General features: G+C 45.8%; 18 protein-coding genes, 4 tRNA genes and 1 pseudogene. 3 read left to right on the top strand and 20 right to left on the bottom strand.

Going from position 1 to position 18,817, the window contains the following annotated elements; translation table 11 throughout:
• Positions 1 to 98: 98 nt before the first annotated feature.
• The 13 genes from ACWJJ5_RS04580 to dnaB form a co-directional block, all read right to left on the bottom strand.
• Complete coding sequence (locus ACWJJ5_RS04580; RefSeq protein ID WP_071392522.1) at positions 99 to 1,295, bottom strand: S1C family serine protease; 1,197 nt, start codon at positions 1,293 to 1,295, stop codon at positions 99 to 101.
• A gap of 86 nt (positions 1,296 to 1,381) precedes the next feature.
• Complete coding sequence (locus ACWJJ5_RS04585) at positions 1,382 to 2,176, bottom strand: MBL fold metallo-hydrolase (protein WP_414094074.1); 795 nt, start codon at positions 2,174 to 2,176, stop codon at positions 1,382 to 1,384.
• A gap of 14 nt (positions 2,177 to 2,190) precedes the next feature.
• Entirely contained in the window at positions 2,191 to 3,030 is an 840-nt protein-coding gene (locus ACWJJ5_RS04590) for a two-component system regulatory protein YycI (RefSeq protein WP_004393108.1), read from the bottom strand.
• The gene (yycH, locus tag ACWJJ5_RS04595; RefSeq protein ID WP_004393107.1) at positions 3,017 to 4,375 is read right to left on the bottom strand and encodes a two-component system activity regulator YycH; all 1,359 of its coding nucleotides are present in this window, start codon (positions 4,373 to 4,375) and stop codon (positions 3,017 to 3,019) included. The genes ACWJJ5_RS04590 and yycH overlap by 14 nt, the downstream gene beginning before the upstream one ends.
• Positions 4,365 to 6,200 (bottom strand): cell wall metabolism sensor histidine kinase WalK, encoded by a 1,836-nt coding sequence (walK, locus tag ACWJJ5_RS04600; RefSeq protein ID WP_004393106.1) that lies wholly within the window; start codon positions 6,198 to 6,200, stop codon positions 4,365 to 4,367. Before walK ends, yycH begins: the two co-directional genes overlap by 11 nt.
• A gap of 6 nt (positions 6,201 to 6,206) precedes the next feature.
• Positions 6,207 to 6,914 (bottom strand): cell wall metabolism DNA-binding response regulator WalR, encoded by a 708-nt coding sequence (walR, locus tag ACWJJ5_RS04605; protein ID WP_004393104.1) that lies wholly within the window; start codon positions 6,912 to 6,914, stop codon positions 6,207 to 6,209.
• 335 nt (positions 6,915 to 7,249) lie between these two features.
• A tRNA-Phe gene (locus tag ACWJJ5_RS04610) sits at positions 7,250 to 7,322 on the bottom strand.
• A gap of 36 nt (positions 7,323 to 7,358) precedes the next feature.
• Positions 7,359 to 7,435, bottom strand: a tRNA-Asp gene (locus tag ACWJJ5_RS04615).
• A gap of 84 nt (positions 7,436 to 7,519) precedes the next feature.
• Positions 7,520 to 7,591 (bottom strand) — tRNA-Glu (locus ACWJJ5_RS04620).
• Between the two features lie 8 nt (positions 7,592 to 7,599).
• Positions 7,600 to 7,675, bottom strand: a tRNA-Lys gene (locus tag ACWJJ5_RS04625).
• Between the two features lie 201 nt (positions 7,676 to 7,876).
• Positions 7,877 to 9,169: an adenylosuccinate synthase gene (gene purA, locus ACWJJ5_RS04630; RefSeq protein ID WP_004393102.1), complete on the bottom strand. Its 1,293-nt coding sequence runs from the start codon at positions 9,167 to 9,169 to the stop codon at positions 7,877 to 7,879.
• A gap of 238 nt (positions 9,170 to 9,407) precedes the next feature.
• Positions 9,408 to 9,821, bottom strand: a complete 414-nt coding sequence (locus ACWJJ5_RS04635) for a VOC family protein (protein ID WP_070082656.1) — start codon at positions 9,819 to 9,821, stop codon at positions 9,408 to 9,410.
• Positions 9,822 to 9,938: 117 nt separating this feature from the next.
• On the bottom strand, positions 9,939 to 11,303 hold the full coding sequence (gene dnaB, locus ACWJJ5_RS04640) for a replicative DNA helicase (protein ID WP_004393100.1): 1,365 nt from the start codon (positions 11,301 to 11,303) through the stop codon (positions 9,939 to 9,941).
• A gap of 169 nt (positions 11,304 to 11,472) precedes the next feature.
• Here dnaB and ACWJJ5_RS04645 point away from each other — a divergent pair, with 169 nt between their 5' ends.
• Complete coding sequence (locus tag ACWJJ5_RS04645; protein ID WP_454022238.1) at positions 11,473 to 11,670, top strand: DUF2188 domain-containing protein; 198 nt, start codon at positions 11,473 to 11,475, stop codon at positions 11,668 to 11,670.
• 31 nt (positions 11,671 to 11,701) lie between these two features.
• On the opposite strand, the gene ACWJJ5_RS04650 is transcribed toward ACWJJ5_RS04645, so the two are convergent.
• On the bottom strand, positions 11,702 to 11,911 hold the full coding sequence (locus ACWJJ5_RS04650) for a hypothetical protein (RefSeq protein WP_015418617.1): 210 nt from the start codon (positions 11,909 to 11,911) through the stop codon (positions 11,702 to 11,704).
• A 118-nt stretch (positions 11,912 to 12,029) separates the two neighbouring features.
• On the opposite strand from ACWJJ5_RS04650, the gene ACWJJ5_RS04655 reads away from it, so the two are divergent.
• Complete coding sequence (locus ACWJJ5_RS04655; protein ID WP_014306172.1) at positions 12,030 to 12,173, top strand: YycC family protein; 144 nt, start codon at positions 12,030 to 12,032, stop codon at positions 12,171 to 12,173.
• 82 nt (positions 12,174 to 12,255) lie between these two features.
• A pseudogene (locus ACWJJ5_RS04660) lies at positions 12,256 to 12,504 on the top strand (hypothetical protein); the annotation flags it as partial.
• 55 nt (positions 12,505 to 12,559) lie between these two features.
• Here ACWJJ5_RS04660 and ACWJJ5_RS04665 read toward each other — a convergent pair.
• The 6 genes from ACWJJ5_RS04665 to ACWJJ5_RS04690 all read right to left on the bottom strand — a co-directional run bounded on the left by ACWJJ5_RS04665 (position 12,560) and on the right by ACWJJ5_RS04690 (position 18,738).
• Positions 12,560 to 13,852, bottom strand: a complete 1,293-nt coding sequence (locus tag ACWJJ5_RS04665; RefSeq protein ID WP_156735329.1) for a glycosyltransferase family 4 protein — start codon at positions 13,850 to 13,852, stop codon at positions 12,560 to 12,562.
• Positions 13,853 to 13,874: 22 nt separating this feature from the next.
• Complete coding sequence (locus ACWJJ5_RS04670; protein WP_454022239.1) at positions 13,875 to 14,930, bottom strand: phosphotransferase; 1,056 nt, start codon at positions 14,928 to 14,930, stop codon at positions 13,875 to 13,877.
• On the bottom strand, positions 14,923 to 16,110 hold the full coding sequence (locus ACWJJ5_RS04675) for a carboxylate--amine ligase (protein ID WP_454022240.1): 1,188 nt from the start codon (positions 16,108 to 16,110) through the stop codon (positions 14,923 to 14,925). Before ACWJJ5_RS04675 ends, ACWJJ5_RS04670 begins: the two co-directional genes overlap by 8 nt.
• A complete protein-coding gene (locus ACWJJ5_RS04680) occupies positions 16,100 to 17,434 on the bottom strand; it encodes a glycosyltransferase family 4 protein (protein WP_102422131.1) in 1,335 nt (444 codons plus the stop codon). Before ACWJJ5_RS04680 ends, ACWJJ5_RS04675 begins: the two co-directional genes overlap by 11 nt.
• Positions 17,431 to 18,087 (bottom strand): PIG-L deacetylase family protein, encoded by a 657-nt coding sequence (locus tag ACWJJ5_RS04685; RefSeq protein ID WP_174737718.1) that lies wholly within the window; start codon positions 18,085 to 18,087, stop codon positions 17,431 to 17,433. The genes ACWJJ5_RS04680 and ACWJJ5_RS04685 overlap by 4 nt, the downstream gene beginning before the upstream one ends.
• A gap of 87 nt (positions 18,088 to 18,174) precedes the next feature.
• A complete protein-coding gene (locus ACWJJ5_RS04690; protein ID WP_070082746.1) occupies positions 18,175 to 18,738 on the bottom strand; it encodes a protein kinase family protein in 564 nt (187 codons plus the stop codon).
• Positions 18,739 to 18,817 lie beyond the last annotated feature (79 nt).

Below are 18,817 nucleotides of genomic sequence, written 5' to 3' on the forward strand. Positions count from 1 at the left end.
CATCAGCCGTTTTCATGTGTTTCACCTCCCTGCTTCACAATAGTATAATATTAACAAATAAATCAATAAAAAACAGCCCGGATGTCCGGGCTGCTTTTTTATTTCTGTAATCGATCCGCTTCGGTCAGTTTGACTTCCGCTGTTTTTTTCTTTCCCGAACGGTAGAACGTGATGTTCACACGGTCGCCGATCTTTTTGCGATACAGGCGCTCGCGGAGATCCACAACGTCATTGACCTTATGTCCGTCGAATCCGGTGATCACGTCGAGCTTTTTCAAACCCGCTTTTCCGGCCGGTGAAAACGCGTCGACACCCATAATGACCGCTCCGGTTTTAACGCCTTTCGGGAGTTTCAGCGTCTGGCTCCAATGGTAGCTCGCAATATCCGTTAAGGATTTCATCTCAATACCGAGGAAAGGCCGTCGGACTTCTCCGTATTTTTCTAAATCCTGAATAACGGGAATGACAAGCTTTGACGGAATGGACAGGCCGATTCCTTCAACGGCGGATTCAGCGATCTTCATTGAGTTGATGCCGACCACCTTGCCCGATATATTCATCAAAGCGCCGCCGCTGTTGCCGGGATTAATCGCGGCGTCGGTCTGCAGCACTTCCGCATTCCAATCCGGATGTCCGTCGCCGTTTGAGTCAACGGGCACCGCTCTTTCCGTGCCTGAAATGATCCCCTGTGTCACTGATCCCGCAAATTCAAGTCCGAGCGGATTTCCGATCGCAATGACCGGTTCTCCGACTTTGACTTGATCAGAATTGCCGAACTGGGCGGCCGATTTGATTTTATCAGACTTCACCTTCAGTACCGCGAGATCCATCAGACGGTCGCTCCCGATCAGCTCAGCAGGCACGCGCGAGCCATCCTTCAGGCTGATCTCAATCTCAGTCGCACCTTCAATGACATGGTGATTGGTTACGATATAAGATGTGTTTCCGTTCTTTTTGTAAATGACGCCCGAACCGCTTCCCGCTTCGCCGCCCTCTCCCCAAATATCGGTCTTTTGGATATTGAGAACGCCGACTACCGAATCCGATACACGGCTGACCATATTCGTGACAGCGTCATTGACATTTACGTTGACTGTTTTCACCTGTTCGCTGCCGAGACGCTGGCTGGTGCTTTTGCTGCTGTCTCCATGGTCTCCGCCTGTCCAGTACGGCAGCAGGAAAGCCATGAGCGCGGCCCCGACGATGACGCCGATCAGACTTGATAGAAAGTATCCTCTCTTGCTGCGGCGGGGCTGTTCGGAGGCGTACTGTTCATCATCGCGATTATAATCCACCCTATCTCAAATCCTTTCAAGAGTACTCGATTTGCTTATAGTGTGGGTCAGATCGCGGATTAATAATCATGATTCATTTGGAAAAATTACACGGCGCACAGCGGCGTCGGAATTTTCGGATCGGTATCAAATAACTGAAACGTTTCCCCGGCGACAAATCCTTTCGCAGCCAATGTCTGCTGCACGGACATTCTCGCCAGTTCCTTCATATTGTTGTCTTGGCTCAGATGCGCCAAATAAATGCGCGATGTGCCGTCGTCGATGACATCAGTCATGGCGAGCGCCGCATCTTCATTCGAGACGTGGCCGACATCGCTTAAAATCCGCCGCTTAATGCTCCAAGGGTATCTGCCCATTTGCAGCATGCCGACGTCATGGTTGCTTTCAAACACAAACACATTGGCCGAACGGATGATGCCTTTCATTCTGTCGCTCACATATCCGGTGTCCGTCATCAGCGCGAGCTTTCTGCCTTGGTAGTGGAAAACATAAAACATCGGCTCGGCCGCGTCATGAGAGACGCCGAATGACTCAACATCAAGCCCGCCGAAAGATTTCACGCTTTCCATCGGGAACAAAAACTTTTGTCCGGTATCCAGCTTGCCGATCTGATTCTCCATCGCTTTCCACGTCTTTTCATTGGCGTAGACGGGTAGACCGTACTTTCTCGCAATGACGCCGAGCCCTTTAATATGGTCGCTGTGCTCGTGAGTGACAAAGATGCCGTCGACGTCGTCTATCTTACGGCCGATTCTCTCCATCAGCCCGTCCATCGCTTTACCGCTCAGGCCGGCATCCACCAGAAAAGAGTGCTCCTCTGTCTCCAGATAAAACGCGTTTCCGGTACTCCCGCTCGCAAGCACGCTAAATTGCAAGCCCATTGTGTCTCACTCCATTATTTATTTTGATTGTTATCAATGACTGTGCTTTCCAATGCATTCACAGTGTACGTTTGCTGTGTCTTTTTCTTCGTCCCTTTTGACTTATCTTCAATTGTAATTCTCCATACCGGCGCCAGCACCTGCGTACTTGTCAGCGGGTATTGGGCAATATAGCCGAACTTGACGCTTTTAACGGCGCAATTCGCTTTTAAGTAATTTTGAGAATACAATAATTCGACCGCATCAAGCTCAGGAATCAGGCTCTCGGTCTGGATTCGCTTGAATGACTCCAGCATGGTCTGCTCGTAAGATACGACCTGGTTTTTATCGTTCAGATGCAGAATCACCTGTCCGATCGCATCCGTGGACGAGTCAAAATCCTGATAAATAAACTGTCCGTCATACGTCTGGTAAAAAATGATCTGTTTTTGATCCTTGTCGACTTTCCACAGTTTATATTTTTCACCGCCGGTTACTTTAGAGCTGACGAGCGATTCCGCATCCTCCTGCGGTTTTTGCTTCGATAAACCGACCGGATCGGTAAATTTCATTTTCAGCGTTGTGACCTTGTGATCATCCGCCGGCATCTCCATTAACGGCTTTTGATCCTTCAAAGCATCAATATCTTCAGCGGTAAATACTTTTTGGCCCGCCGTCAGCCGGTAGCCCGTCGCGGAATCAGAAGACAGGTTGCCAAATGTGATATGATCCATCTCCATGTCTTTTTCCACGTTTGAATTTTTAATCACTTCGTATTCACTGCTCGAGCGTTTTTCAAAAAACTGATAGCCGAGAAAAATATCGAGGATGAGGAAGGCAATGATGAAGATCGTTTTTGTCTTATTCCACTCCATTATCGTCCTCCTCCTTCCCCAGCAGATCTTTCGTAATCGGGACGATCTTCCCGTTGATTTTCATACTCCAGACGGGTTCCAGTTCAACGAGATCATTCGTTGACGAAGAGACCATTTGATAGGACAGGAAGATCTGGTCGATTTTGTTCACGTCGTATTTATCCTGCTGCTCCAGCAGAGACACAACCTCATTGCCGTTCATCATTTTTACGTCTTTTGTTTTAATCGGATTCGGCCCGAGAACATAGTTCGGCCGCTTGTAGCTGAGAACCTCGTCATTGGCCCATTGCAGGGTCAAAACAGGTCCGGATCCGAAAGGCTTAGACGTGCTGTTGATCACAGGCATTTGGTCTTTAAACATGTAGAAACTCAGCTGCTGGTTATCACTCACATTGAAAAATTGATAATGATCCGTCCAGCTTCCCGTATCCTCTAAATATTTATAGCTTTTCTTAATCAGCTCACCCGTTTGGTAAGAAGCGCTTTGTGCCAGGTTCCGATGCTGGAATTGAATCTGCCGCTGTGTCGAATTGATTTCCAGACGGCTGATTCCGTCAGTCAGCACATTCCGATTGTAATTCGGGTCCTCTCTGACCGTGCTCGGATCATTAAAAAGCGTCTGCTTAAACAGGTTCGTCTTAATGGTTTCAGTGATAAATTCTTTTTCCTTCATATTAAACCGCGCATTCGGCATGAGAAATTCTTTGCTTTTTCCGACCGAATAGAGGTGGTATAACGGCATACTCGACTTTTTGCTGTACAGCTCATTCATCAGATTGCGGTAATTCGCCGATTCCACAGTCACTTCCAAAATCAGCTGCTTGCTGTATGAGACCATGTAAATCTTCTTATTCGTCTTATTCTCATTAAACGGAATGACAATATGGTCAAATGAGCTGTATTCCATTGACGGATTCGACCATTTAAACATCGATTGGAAGAAATCAATCGGAATGGTGTCATTGAATTGCAGATCGAGCTTTGCCGAATTGCCGTTTCTGCCGTAAAGCCAATTTTTAAAACCGAGCTTGTCGTATTGATCGGAAATATCCTTCATCCCTTTTACTTCCCATTGCGGCAAATCCGCCCACAGGTCATTAAAGAGCGTCTCATCATCCACTTTATAATGAGAGCCGTTTGTATGAATAAACATATCCCGGGGTTTTACCGTTTGCGACACTTTTTGGCTCGTTTTATCAATTTTATGCTTTTCCCGGACAGTCGATTTGGTTGAGGCCGTGCCTTCTGAAAAATTGGGCTGGAATGTCCAAATTCCCCATGTTAAAACAAGACTAATGACGACCAGCACTGACAGTATGACTGTTTTTATATTTTCACGCCTCATCCCAATCATCCTCTTGCTCTTCTTTATATGGAAGAGTAAATGTAATCTTCGTTCCTTTGCCTTCTACACTGTCGGCCCAAATGTCTCCGCCGTGCGCCTGAACCATCTCTTTTGCAATCGCAAGGCCGAGCCCGGTGCCGCCGAGTTTTCTCGTGCGCGCTTTATCCACTCTGTAGAAACGGTCAAAGACTTTTTCCACATCTTTTTTCGGAATGCCGATACCTTCATCTTTTACGCTGATATAAAGCAGCTCTTCTTTCTCGTTCACATCGACTGAGAAAGTGACATGCCCGCCTTCCGGTGAGTATTTCAGTGCGTTAGAAATGATATTATCGAGAACCTGCGTCACTTTATCCTGATCAATCTCCACGTACAGATTTCTGTCCGGAAGCTCGCGGATAAATTCAACATGCTGTTCTTTCGTCATTTCGAAACGATCGATAATCAGTGACATAAAGCGGATCATATGAATCCACTCCCGATTAAACTGATAATCTTTGCTGTCGAATTTAGAAAGCTGAAGCAGGTCGTTCACCAATCTGATCATGCGCTCAGTCTCATTTTGGGTCACCATTAAGAAACGCGGAGCGATATCTTTGTTTTCCCACGCGCCTTCCGCAAGCGCCTCTAAATAGCTTCGCATGGTCGTCAGCGGTGTCCGCAGCTCATGAGACACGTTGGCAACGAACTCTCTGCGTTCCCGATCGAGTTTTTCCTGTTCGGTGACATCATAAAGAACCGCGATTAAACCGTCGATTTTTCCGTGCTCTCTCTGAATAACGGAAAAATTCACCCGCAGTACAGTCGTTTCATCGTCACGTTCGATCTCCAGCAGCATTGAATCCTGCTGTTCTACTAAATCCTCAAATGTAAAGTTCTCTTTTATGCCCAATAAAGACGTAATCGGCATCTCTAAAGCCGTTTCACGTGAAACATTAAGCAGCTCAAGCGCAGGGCTGTTTAAAAGAATAATAGCCCCGTTGCGATTCGTAGCGATGACACCGTCCGTCATATACGCGATAACGGAAGAAAGCTTTCTTCTCTCCCCTTCTGTCATGGCTTGGGCATCTTCAAGCTCTCTCGTCAGATGGTTGAACGTCGTTGCGAGCTGACCGATTTCATCATGCCCGTATTTCCGCACCTTTCTGGAGAAATTCCCTTTTGCCAGTTCCATCGCCTGCTTACGCATATCCGACAGCGGATGGGTGATGGTGCGGGCGAGAAAAATACCGAGAAGGGCCGTCAGAACAAGGGCTAAGCCTGTTCCTGAAGCAAGAATCGAGTTGACGGTTTTCATCTGGTTAAAGGTATCTTCCATACTGGCCACGACATAAATCGCGCCGACAACTTCCTGATTCTCTGTGACGACAGGTTTTGCTGAAATCAGCACTCTGTTTTTGCTTTTAGGATCATAATATTTTTTTGAATAGGCCTGTTTTGTTGAGAAAATCCGTTTAAAAATCGGGTCAGTCGTCTGTTTCCCCGCTATTTCCTCGCCATAAGGCCTCGAAGAACCGACGACCTCATAGCTTTTATCAACAAATGTAATCTCCCGTATTTCATTGTTTTTCGTAAAATCATTCAAAATCCGTTTGACGTCATCTTTAATGACGGTGCTGTCATTATCTCCTTTATATTCCTGCTCAATATAATAGGAAAGATTGTCAATCCGCTGATTTAACGATAATTCATAGGACTTGAGAAGAGAATTCTCCACCTGTTTCACAAAGTACACGCCGATAATCTGCATGGCGATGATAATGAGAAGCACATAGATCAGCGTGATCTTAAACTGAATCGACCGAAAAAAACCAACCTTATTCATCGCCGGTTAGTCCTGTTCAGGATTTCTCAAGTAATAACCGACACCCCGTCTTGTGACGATCCAGTTCGGATGGCTCGGATTATCCTCGATTTTCTCACGGAGACGGCGCACTGTTACATCCACCGTTCTCACGTCACCGAAATAGTCATAGCCCCACACAGTCTGCAGCAGATGCTCACGCGTCATAACCTGTCCGATATGTTTGGCTAAGTAATGAAGCAATTCAAACTCACGATGAGTCAGCTCGATCGTTTCTTCTCTTTTTGATACGACATAAGCGTCAGGGAAGATGACGAGAGAACCGATATGAATGTCATTAGAAGCTGATTCTTCCTCAGCCGGCGCAACTGTAAGCTGGCGGCGCAGGTTCGCTTTGACGCGGGCCAGAAGCTCACGCGTGCTGAAAGGCTTCGTGACATAGTCATCCGCTCCGATTTCAAGCCCGATGACCTTGTCAATCTCCGAGTCTTTTGCCGTCAGCATAATAATCGGCATATCATATTTTTTCCGGACTTCCCGGCACACTTCAACTCCGTCTTTATTCGGAAGCATAATATCTAAAAGAATTAAATCAGGCTGAAGCTCCTCCACCATTTCCACGGCTTCGTTTCCGTCGTACGCACAATGCACGTCATAGCCTTCTTTTCTTAAATTAAACTCTAATATATCTGCAATCGGTTTTTCATCATCGACTACAAGGATTTTCTTATCCATCATCTTGATTTTCCTCCTGCCAGAATGACTTCATTTCATCTATTGATGTTTCATGATGATCACAATTCGGATCATGAAAAACGTTCCCCGTCTATTATAACGGTTTCAGGTCAAAAGATAAAAAAATTAAAGAGAACAGCGCAAAAACGTATTGAACTGCCATCCTTTTGTCATGTTTTTTATTTTCTTTTAAAAAATAATATTTTTTTGAAACCTCACGAAAATAAACGCCGTCTATTGTTTGACGTCTTCTTCTGGGCCGGCTGAAAAGCCGGCTCTCCCTTTTTTATAACAAAGAAAAAACGCACCTACTATTGCAGATGCGTTTGGGTAAGTGGCTCGGGACGGAATCGAACCGCCGACACACGGATTTTCAGTCCGTTGCTCTACCAACTGAGCTACCGAGCCAGATGTTTCTTTTCTATACTATAAAGTAAAGTAAAATGGCGGTCCGGACGGGACTCGAACCCGCGACCTCCTGCGTGACAGGCAGGCATTCTAACCAACTGAACTACCGGACCTTACAGTAATTTGTCCGGAGAACCGTATCGTGGCGGCCCTCCGAGGACAAATAAGGAGTTAGCAATAACGCTAAAGTAAATCAATGACCCGTACGGGATTCGAACCCGTGTTACCGCCGTGAAAGGGCGGTGTCTTAACCGCTTGACCAACGGGCCATAAAAAGTGGTGAGCCATGAAGGACTCGAACCTTCGACCCTCTGATTAAAAGTCAGATGCTCTACCAACTGAGCTAATGGCTCTTGATGTGTCGGATTATGTATCATAGAGCATTCAGACAAAAGCTTTCTTGCAGTACTCTATTGAAGCTGTTCCGTAACAACGAGATTTATAATATCATAGAACATTCGAAAGTGGCAACTACTTTTTTGAAAAAAATCTATTATTTTTTTCCTACATAAAAAACAAGCCTCCGTGACCGGAGGCTTGTTTGCTGCAAATTCTTAGTTAGCGCGGTATACGCTGCGGATGACGTTCGTTTGTGAACGGTCGGGACCGACAGAGAAAATAGAAAGCGGAATACCTGTCAGCTGAGATACGCGTTCCAAATAATGGCGCGCATTTTCAGGAAGATCGCTCAATGTTTTTGCGCCTGTGATATCTTCCGTCCAGCCAGGCATTTCTTCATATACCGGTTCACACTCTGCGAGAGCTTTCAGGCTTGCCGGGAATTCTTCAATCACTTCACCTTTGTAGCGGTAAGCGACACAGATTTTCAATGTTTCAATGCCAGTCAGCACATCGATTGAGTTCAGAGAAAGATCTGTGATTCCGCTGACGCGGCGGGCATGGCGGACAACAACGCTGTCAAACCAGCCGACACGGCGCGGACGGCCTGTCGTTGTGCCGTATTCGCGTCCGACTTCACGGATTTGATCTCCGATTTCATCTTTCAGCTCAGTCGGGAAAGGACCGTCACCGACACGGGTTGTGTACGCTTTAGATACGCCGACGACGTGCTGGATTTTTGTCGGGCCTACGCCTGAACCGATCGTCACCCCTCCGGCGACCGGGTTGGATGAAGTGACAAACGGGTATGTCCCTTGGTCGATATCAAGCATAACTCCTTGAGCGCCTTCAAATAAAACGCGGCGGCCTTCATCCAGCGCGTCATTTAAGACGACGGATGTATCGCATACATACTTTTTAATCTGCTGGCCGTATTCATAATACTCATCCAGAATATCTTCAATTTTGAAGCCTTCCGTTTCATACATTTTTTCAAGAAGACGATTCTTCTCTTCAAGGTTCCGCTCAAGCTTTTCTGCAAACACGTCGCGATCTAACAGGTCTGCGATCCGAATGCCGATCCGCGCCGCTTTGTCCATATAAGCAGGTCCGATGCCTTTTTTCGTTGTGCCGATCTTGTTGGCCCCTTTGCGTTCTTCCTCTACTTCATCCAGTTTCAGATGGTATGGAAGAATGACGTGGGCTCTGTTGCTGATTCTCAAGTTATCCGTGCTCACATTGCGTTCATGAAGATACGCAAGCTCCGTTACGAGCGCTTTCGGATCAACAACCATTCCGTTCCCGATGACACACGCTTTTTCTTTATAAAAAATTCCTGATGGGATTAAATGAAGCTTGTACGTGACGCCATCAAACTTGATGGTATGTCCTGCATTGTTTCCGCCTTGATAACGTGCGATCACTTCTGCATTTTCTGATAGGAAATCTGTAATTTTACCTTTTCCTTCATCGCCCCACTGCGTACCTACTACGACTACTGAAGACATATATCCGTGCACCTCCGTTAACCTTTCAAAACGATATCTCATTCAAACAAATTAAGTGTATCAGTGCAGAAACAGAAAGTCAATCGTAAATCCGAACGTTTAAATCTTATTATTCTATATTTGTTCGCCTTAAACCTGATTAAAAGCGTTTTCTCTTTCATTTGCTATCTATTACTCCCGAAACTTTCATACTTTAACATGAAAAAGAACCCGTATCCCAGGTTCTTCAGACAGTCATTTATATTCCGCTTGTATTCATCAGGACGATCCGCCAGCCGTCAGGATCTTCGATGGTCACGCCTTTTTCTTCCCAGTACGGATTTTCGGATTCTTTCTCCTCATATCCCATCTGCTTTAATTTCGTGCTGATGCGAATGACCTCCTGCTGATCAGGGATGTAAAAGACAAGCAGGCTGTCGCCGTGCGGAACGGGCGCCGGCTGAGACGAGCCGGTTTCTTCGGTGAATTCTAAGTGATATTGCGTATGCGGCAGGCCGAACATGACGCCGCTGTAGCCCTCATGTCCGGAAAAACTGCCGATTCTCTTCAATCCGAGGCCTTCTTCATAAAACCTGATGATTTCTTTGAGCTGTCCGGTCGGCCGGGCAATCCGGATTTGCGCCGCTTGGAATTGCGGAAATTCAATTGTCATCATCATCCCTCCCTTAATGCCATTATATAAAAGCGCTTTCTTTTTTTCGTCTGCCGAACGGACGGCATTCTCTCATTCTTTCGGATGAAAAAAAGCCTCAAGACATTGCTTGAGGCTTTACGCACCTGCCGGAACACCGCCGTCATCAAAGCGCCTTTCCAGGTTTACGAACTTATTGTATTCTTTCACAAAAGCCAGTGAGACGGTGCCCACCGGGCCGTTACGCTGTTTGGCGATAATGATTTCGATGATGTTTTTGTTTTCGGATTCTTTATCATAGTAATCATCACGATACAGGAAGGCGACGATGTCGGCATCCTGCTCAATACTTCCCGACTCACGGATATCTGACATCATCGGACGTTTATCCTGCCGCTGCTCAACACCCCGGGAGAGCTGAGACAGAGCGATGACCGGGACTTCAAGCTCCCGCGCCAGCGCTTTTAGCGCCCGTGAAATTTCCGATACCTCTTGCTGACGGTTGTCGCTCGAACGGCCGCTTCCCTGAATGAGCTGCAGGTAGTCAATTAAAATCATGCCCAATCCGTTCTCCTGCTTCAGTCTGCGGCATTTTGAACGGATTTCGCTGACGCGGATGCCGGGGGTGTCATCTATAAAGATACCGCTGTTTGACAGGCTTCCCATCGCCATCGTCAGCTTGCCCCAATCTTCTTCCGTCAGATTACCCGTTCTGAGATTTTGGGCGTTAATATTCCCTTCAGCGCAGAGCATACGCATGACAAGCTGCTCGGCACCCATCTCAAGACTGAATATCGCGACGCTCTCATCCGTTTTGGTGGCCACGTTTTGCGCAATATTTAAGGCAAACGCCGTTTTCCCCACAGACGGACGGGCTGCGACAATGATCAGATCATTCCGCTGAAAACCCGCCGTCATCCGGTCAAGCTCGATGAAACCGGTCGGAATCCCGGTTATATCGCCTTTCCGGTTGTGAAGCTGCTCAATGTTGTCGTATGTTTGCACAAGCACGTCTTTAATATTTTGGAAGGCGCCCGAATTTTTTCGCTGCGCGACCTCCATAATCGTTTTTTCCGCATCGCTTAATAAATCTTCAACTTCATCCTCGCGCGTATACCCGTCTTGAGCGATCGAGGTCGCCGTTCTGATTAAACGGCGGAGAATGGATTTTTCCTCAACGATTTTCGCGTAATATTCTATATTAGCCGCTGTCGGAACGGAATTCGCGATATCCGTCAGGTAAGAAACGCCGCCCACCTCTTCTAACAAATCGGTATTCGCAAGCTCTGACGTTACCGTGACCAAATCAACCGGTTCACCGCGGTCTCCGAGCACGAGCATGGCATTGTAAATTTTTTGATGTGACATTCTGTAGAAATCATCCGGAATCAACACTTCAGAAGCCAGTGTCAACGCAGACGGCTGTAAAAAAACAGCACCTAACACGGCCTGCTCAGCTTCTATGTTTTGCGGCGGCAGCCGATCATTCAGAAGGTCTGTCATGCTAAGCACCGTCCTCTCCTTAAAAAATATCCAAACTCCATTTTACCATTTCTCATGAAAAAGAATAGAAAAATATCACTTTACCTGTATTTGGAGGAGAGGGTTATGTGTTTTGCCGTTCCGAATGCCGGGAAACAAATAAATAAATCGAAACCAGGAGGTAAGAAGGATGAAAACATATGCTGTAACACCCAGTGTTGATGCGGACGGATGGTTTGTGAAGGTGGAAAATGTGGCGCCGACGGCTCTTTATACATCAAAGGACACGGCGATCGAGAAAGCGGAGCAGACGGCGAAAGAGAACAGCCCGTCTAAGCTTGTCATTTATGATCAGCATAAAAACATTGAAGAAGAACGGTCCTTTTAAGAAAAGCCTTCGCCCGAGCGAGGGCTTTTCCTTATTCGATGAAACGGATGTGCAGCACCGTCTGCGCCATGAGATCGGCCGTTTTTTGATACAGCTCCCATTCTTCACAGGCGGCGAATACTTTCATCATGTCCTGCAATGTCTGTTTCAGTATGATAAATTCGTCAATTGTCCGCAGTTCTGCGGCTTTTTTCTGATAATCAGCCAGCTTCAGCTGTAATAACATCAATGGCGATTGCATAAAAAACCTCCCCCATTCTGTTATAAAGCCCCGCTTTTCAAACCTCCATTCCTTTGTCATATCCTCTTACGATAGATTTCTGATTTTAGTACAATAAAGAAACGGAAGGAGTGATCACATGAAACCGCTGCAAATTTCCGCCGAAACGGCGCAAAAGCTCGCAGAATCACTGAATATGCCGCTTGAGAGAATCATGCACATGCCTCAGCACATTCTGCTTGCCAAATTAGCTGAAATCCAAAAAGAGAACGATCACAAATAAAGGCCGCTCTCTCATATATATGTGCGGGAGGCGGAAGCGATGGCTTTCCGTCTCTTTTTTCCGTGAAGAAAATTTCGGTAAAACCGTCTCACAGCTGAAACAACTTGTTGACGAAGGAAAAGTGAACTATTTCTTATAATCCGGAAACAATTCAGGCAACACAAAGCTTGTCTCATGAATTAAAAAGAACGGCACAAAAATCTCAGCTGACCGATACAGCACCGGAAAAACACGCTCAGCCCGGCGAGGAATGACAGGCGGCCCGGGCGGACAAAGCCAGCAGACTCTGTGTGAGATGAAAAAACAGCTCGGAAAGAGGCTGGATAGTTAAACGCCGGCCTCTTTATTCTGCTCTTGAAGCACCTGCCATGCGGCGCCGGTATCATTCAGAAAAATGATTGATAAATCCTTTCTATTTTTGAAACCATCAGTTCCTGACGCAGATACCGGCCGGCATAGGAGCGCGCTTCTTTTCCAAGCCGTTCCCTGAGAGACTGATCCGTAATCAGCATTACGAGGGCATCAGCAAGTTCGCGGCTGTTGCCGGGCTGACAGATAAGCCCTGTGTCCTCATGCCGGATCATCTCAGGGATTCCTCCGCAGTCAGTTGCAACAATGGCTTGACCTGAGAACATCGCTTCGATGATCGCTATGGGGAAATTATCATTCAATGTCGGCAGGACAAATATAGATGATTCAGCCAAAAGCGCCGGCACATCATGTCGTTTTCCGAGGAAAAACACATTTGAGAGGCCCAGTTTCCGTCTCTTCTCTTCCAGAAACTCTCTCATGTTTCCGTCTCCGATGATCCATATATCCACTCCGGATAAATGGTGCCGGATGCGGGCGAGAGCGTCCAGCAGCACATCATGTCCTTTTCGCTCGGTCAGACGGGAAACGCACGCAATCACGAGCTTTTCAGCACGTTTTGGCTCGGGTGCATCCCGGATGTCAATGCCGGTATGAACAGTCGTCAGCTGAGCCTCCTTCGCTCCGTACTCCAGCAAGGGCTCGTGAAAGGAGTCGCTGATTGTAATGATTTTATCCGAAGCCCGAATACCCTGCCTTTCTATTTCACTGAAATATGCCTCTTCTATTGAACCCTTTTGGATTTTATGAAACTTCATCCGGCTTTTCGTAAAATGTCCGTGCGGCGTGAAAAAAAGCGGACGCCGATACGTTTGATTAAGGTATCCCAGCAAAAATACCGCAAATAAATCCTGCGCGTGAAACAGGTCATATTGTTCTAAGTCCTTCTCCTTCAAAAATCTTTGAAAGACATGTAAATAGCTGAGATTCTTCACAAACTTTTCGTTTGCGGCGCCGTATCTGCCAACAAGAAACGCTCTGATCTCGTCAGCGGCCCGCGGGATATCTTCCTGAAAAAAAGCTGGCGGCATTTGGAGCGGCGAGATGACATCCGCCTGATGACCGATGCGCTCAAAACCCGTCTTAATTGACGTGATATAACTCGCCAGTCCTCCGACATTCGGGTAACGGAGAAAGGTTGCGTACAGAATACGCAATGGCTTTTTTCGTTTGGGGGAGCTTTTTCCTTCCGCACAGAACGAATACAGCATCTCCGGCTCACTTTGATGTTCGATCCCGTAAAATTGATCCATGACGCGCAATAAGGCTAGAGGCACCAGACCGTTCGGCTTGCCGATCTCTTCTTTCAAATCCGCTCCCCCTCTCTTAAACTTATAATCCTAATTCCCGTCCCCATTTTGACACTTTGTCAACATGATACGGCAGCAGTTCTCCTCCCCGATTGTCGAAGATTCTCCGCAATTGGGTATGAAGCCCTTTCTCAAGTGTTCTCTGCAAATAAGCCATTTTATAAAGCGTCATAGGAGGGGTCTGAAAATGAATGCCCCGCTTTTTCATTTCTTTCGTATACACTTTTACGCAATACGTCCGAATATCTTCTGCGTGCCGGCTCCAATCTTTTCTGAAGCCGAGCAGAATTTCAACCAGCACCGTCATATCAAACCAAACCGGCGCGTACTTTGCGGATTCCCAATCGATGAATTGAATATCCCACGGTTCATGTCCGGACGCATCGTGGGTGCAGATATTCTGCATATGAAGATCACCGTGTGTGATGGCTGAGCCGTTTTGGATCAATTCTGGGAAAAAATCCGGCTCCGCCTGCTCCAGCAAGTTTGTGATTTGCCGATAATGAGGCTTCACGATATCCTTTGTGCGCTCATCTTTAAGAGCTCTATCCAATAATTCCGCTGTCTTTTTGATCTGCTTTTTACGCCCTTTTCTCATGGTTTCCGATTCGTATACCGGCAGCCACGACCGCCATTTACCGTCAGAAATAGTCTTGTTTTCAAAGGTGCGGCTGTGCAGTTCTGCGACAGACGGAATAATATACTTGAAATGCTTCGGATGAAATGTAAGCTGTCCTCTGATCTGGCTGACAAACTCCATAAATATCCACGTTTCATGGTCACTTTCTTCTATAAGATAGATGTCCGGCAGCAAATCCCCTAAAACAGAACGGGCTTTCCCGTATATATTAATCTCGACCTTGTTTTTTTCACGGGAAGATTTATACACCTTCAATATCAGCGGAACAGTGCCGGATTTTTTCTTTACAAACAGTTTATAAATGGCGCTTCTGTCTGTTGATTTCAGGCATGTGATGTCAACCGGATTCACCGCAGCCCTTTCACCGAACGAATACGACAGTTTTTCGTCAATTCTCAGTTTTTGAAATGCGTCATACAAAAGATCCTTTTCATACATGCCGATCTTCCTTCCGCTTCCGTTTCCAGCTGTTTTTGAGATGAGACCAAGTGTTTCTGATAAATGGCATCGGGTCATTCCAAGCAAAAAGAGCGTACTCTTTTTTTCCTTTAAATCCTTTCCAAAAATCCCGGAACGTCATTTCTCCTCTTTTTCGTTTCTTCAAAAACGTTAAGAAGTAACGCACCTCATAAATCCAATTGATTCCGTCTTTTTGTTCGAGCTGGGGCTTCACCTGTTGTCCGGTCAAATACAGATAGTACATGTAAACGAAATGAATGCCTGCCGGTTCTGTCAGGCTATGGCTGAGCCAAAAGCGCGGATTAATTTCGATAAACTTGTAAACATTGTCCCGGGGATCCTTTTTAAATTCCGCCATGCCTACTCCCTTCAGCTGAATCGCTTCAAAAAACGGCAGGGTCTTCTCGATTAAATCAGGAAGCCGTTTGCTGACGACATGGGCCCCCGCGCCAAAGTCAGCAGGGAATTGATGGTTCTTTTGCAGAGAGAATAAGCCCATTAATTTCATTTGGTCATCATAAAAAGTGGCGACTTTATAAAAACACTGGTTGTCTCCGGGGATGATCTCCTGCACGAGCAGTTCTCCATTTTCTCTGTAGGAGCTGAACTCCTTGCGCAATTGTGCGGCATCCTTCATTACAATTGCCTTTTTGTTTACTTTTTTTCTGTATTCATGGCCGGCCACCGGTTTTAAAATACACGGGAAGTCAATATTGGCGATGGCCTCTTCCAGCTCATCCCGGTTGTTCGGAAAAAAGGTTTTCGGGCAGGGGATGTTATGCTTCACCGCTAATTCATATGCTTTGCTTTTATCTAAGACCGTTTCTAACAGAGAGCGGCTCGGGAGCAAAAATAAAAAAAAACCGGCTAATGTCTCGCGGAATTTAGATATAAATCCCGCATAATCATCAGATCCTGCGTACAGAACCGGCTTTGCTGGGAATCGCTTCCCGAAATCAGTCAGGAATGTCAGCAGTTCTTCCTCTTGTGTTAAAGGGCTGGGACATATCCCGCAATCTGCCAATCTTGACTTTCCGATACGATAAGGTCCCTCCGTGTCAAACGCGTAAACATCGATTCCTCTTCGGGCCAGGCTGCGAATGATCCCAATCCCGTTTGCACTGAAATCAAGTACAACGGCTGCATGTTCATGTTTCATGATCTCCCTCCGAGCTGTTGGTATTTTGATAAATCGATTCGATATTTTTTATCATCGTCTCACTGCTTAAATATTTCTCCGCGTAGGCCTTTGCGTTTGAAGCAGCCTTCTCCCGCGCAGATTTGTTAGAGATAAAAAACGCTAAAGCCCGGGCAAGAACCTTTGCATTTCCCGGCTCGACAATAAGTCCCGTTTTGTTATGGCGGATCAGATCCGGAATACCCCCGCAATCGGTCGCGATGATAGCCGAGCCGCTGAACATCGCTTCAATAATCGAGATGGGCAGACTATCATTAATGGTCGGCAGTACAAATATGTCCGTCATATTCAAAATAGCGGGAACATCATCTCTTTTTCCTAAAAAGGAGACCATAGATAGATTCAGTTTTCGAGCCTGTTCCTCTAAGGCGCTCCTCATCTCTCCGTCGCCCGCGATCAGCACTTGAACATGTTCAAGCACATCAGACGGAATTCGTGAAAGTGCGTCAAGCAAATGATTATGTCCTTTTCTCGGGCCTAATCTTGCAATACACGAGATGATGATCTTATTTTTCGGCAGCGGGATTTTTCTTTTCCCGCCTGTTTTTGCATCGTAATCGATTCCTGTGATCACCGTTGTCATGTCTTCCTGTTCGGCTCCGAGCTTCATGAGCGGGCTGCGGAACGTATCGCTGATAATAATCAGGCGATCTGCGTATTCAATGGCTTTCATCTCTAGTTTTTTATAATAAAACTCTTCTATCGATCCTTTTTTAAAGATGTGAAATTTAAGTCTGTTGAAAGTAAACATGCCATGCGGTGTGAAAAATAAAGGTTTCTTATAGATTTGATTGAATCTGCCTAATATATTGGCTGTAAATAAATCTTGAGCATGAAACACATCATATCTTTCCAAATGAATCTTTTGAAGCATTTGCTCGTATATAAACATCAGCCTATTATTTTTCAAAATATGATTGTTATAATCCCCATATCTGTCCTTAAAGAAATCTTTTAACTTCGGAACAACAGCCGCCCGCAGTTCTTTTACCTGTGCGGACGGAAACAGATTAGGGGAGATGACATCGACCTTATGACCCCTCTTTTTCAGGCCTTCACTAAGCGTTTTAATATAGTTTGATAAACCGCCCGTGTGCGGGTAGTCCCAAAACGTGGCAATCAAAATGGATAACTTCTTTTTTTTCCTGTATAACCGCGGAATATGATGTTCATGTTTCAACTGTGTCTTTACTGCCGCCTTTTTTTGAGGGCGCGTTTTGACCCCGTAGTAGCGGTCAAGCGTCTGAACCATATACGGATACGGGACGGAAAATGTCTTGATCATTTCCAGATCCTCCGCACGACTTCAAAAGCTTCGGCGTATTCCACACCCGCCGTCATCCCTCTGACTCTTCCTAAATGTTTAACGCCTTCATATGAACGGGGATGAGGGTAATCCCTCATTTCTACGTCATAGTGGTGAAGCGCCGCGAGTTTGGCATCCATTGTGTCTGTGATGTTAACGAAGTAATTAGGTTTGAAGAGTTTATCAGCCGTATTCCTCTCCCACTCGCTTGAAGATAGCGTTTCGAACGTAAGCAGTTCGATAGGCTTTTGATTCGGAAGCGGTCTGGCGGCTGTTAAAACTGCTTGGAATGTTCTCTGGTGGTCCATATTGATATCGCCGTAATGATGTGTAAAGATTTTATCAGGCTGATAGACGCGAATGAGCTGCTCTAATTCTTTGACAAGCTTATGAAGCGGGATACATTCCAGCTCTAAATTCGTATGCTCCAAAAAGATGACTTTCTCAATTCCAAGCTCTTGATTCGCGCGTTCGCCTAATTGTTTAATATGATGAGCTTCTTCTTTTCTTCCTAATGCCGTAATAATGGAAATCACTTTATATCCTTCATTGATCAGCCGTTTTATGGTGCCCGCTGACCCCAATAGTTCATCATCGGGATGAGCGCCGATAACCATAATGTATTCTGCCATTTTTTCCACACTCCACCAAACAAATGTTACAAATATCATATGACGACCCTAAAAAAAGGAAACTTACATATGCGGATTTTCAGAAACTTACATGTGCGGCTGCCATTCCAGGTAACGTGTCGGATTTAATTTTTTTATAGTGTTCAAAAACTCATCCGCCAAGCCATATTTGTCCAGTCCTTTTAATAGTTTTACGGGAAACCGGGTAATGGCGGAAAAAGCTCTTTTATGGTCGATGACTTTAAGATTTCCGTGTTCGTTAATCAGAATGTGCCTGATTTCGGCATCCCATCTGGTAAAACCGATTCTTTTTAATTCATCCAGCATATTTAAAATATCAGCAGTCAGTTTGACGGACAGGGATTTTTCTTTTCTGATATGGCGGGCAAGAGAGGTGCCTTGGACATATTCCATCACAATATAACGATCTCCGTATTCATACAGTCTTGGAATCACCGGGGAACCTTGTCCGGTCTTTAAAGCCGCCAATTCCTTCTTGCATGTCCCTTTTTCAAAGAAGTATTTTATGCATTTGTTGTGTGTTAAGCGGTAGACTTCCCCGTCTTTTCCGTCTCCGATCAGCGGATAGTGCTCCAGCGCCTTTTTATTCTCCGGATTATTAAAATATGTTTCAGAAAAAAATCGTTTCATACCGACACATCCTTCGTTATGATGTAATATAATATGCAATCTGGTAGCGATCGGAAATGAAACAATCTCATCATTTTCT

This window comes from Bacillus sp. JK74, assembly GCF_053663395.1.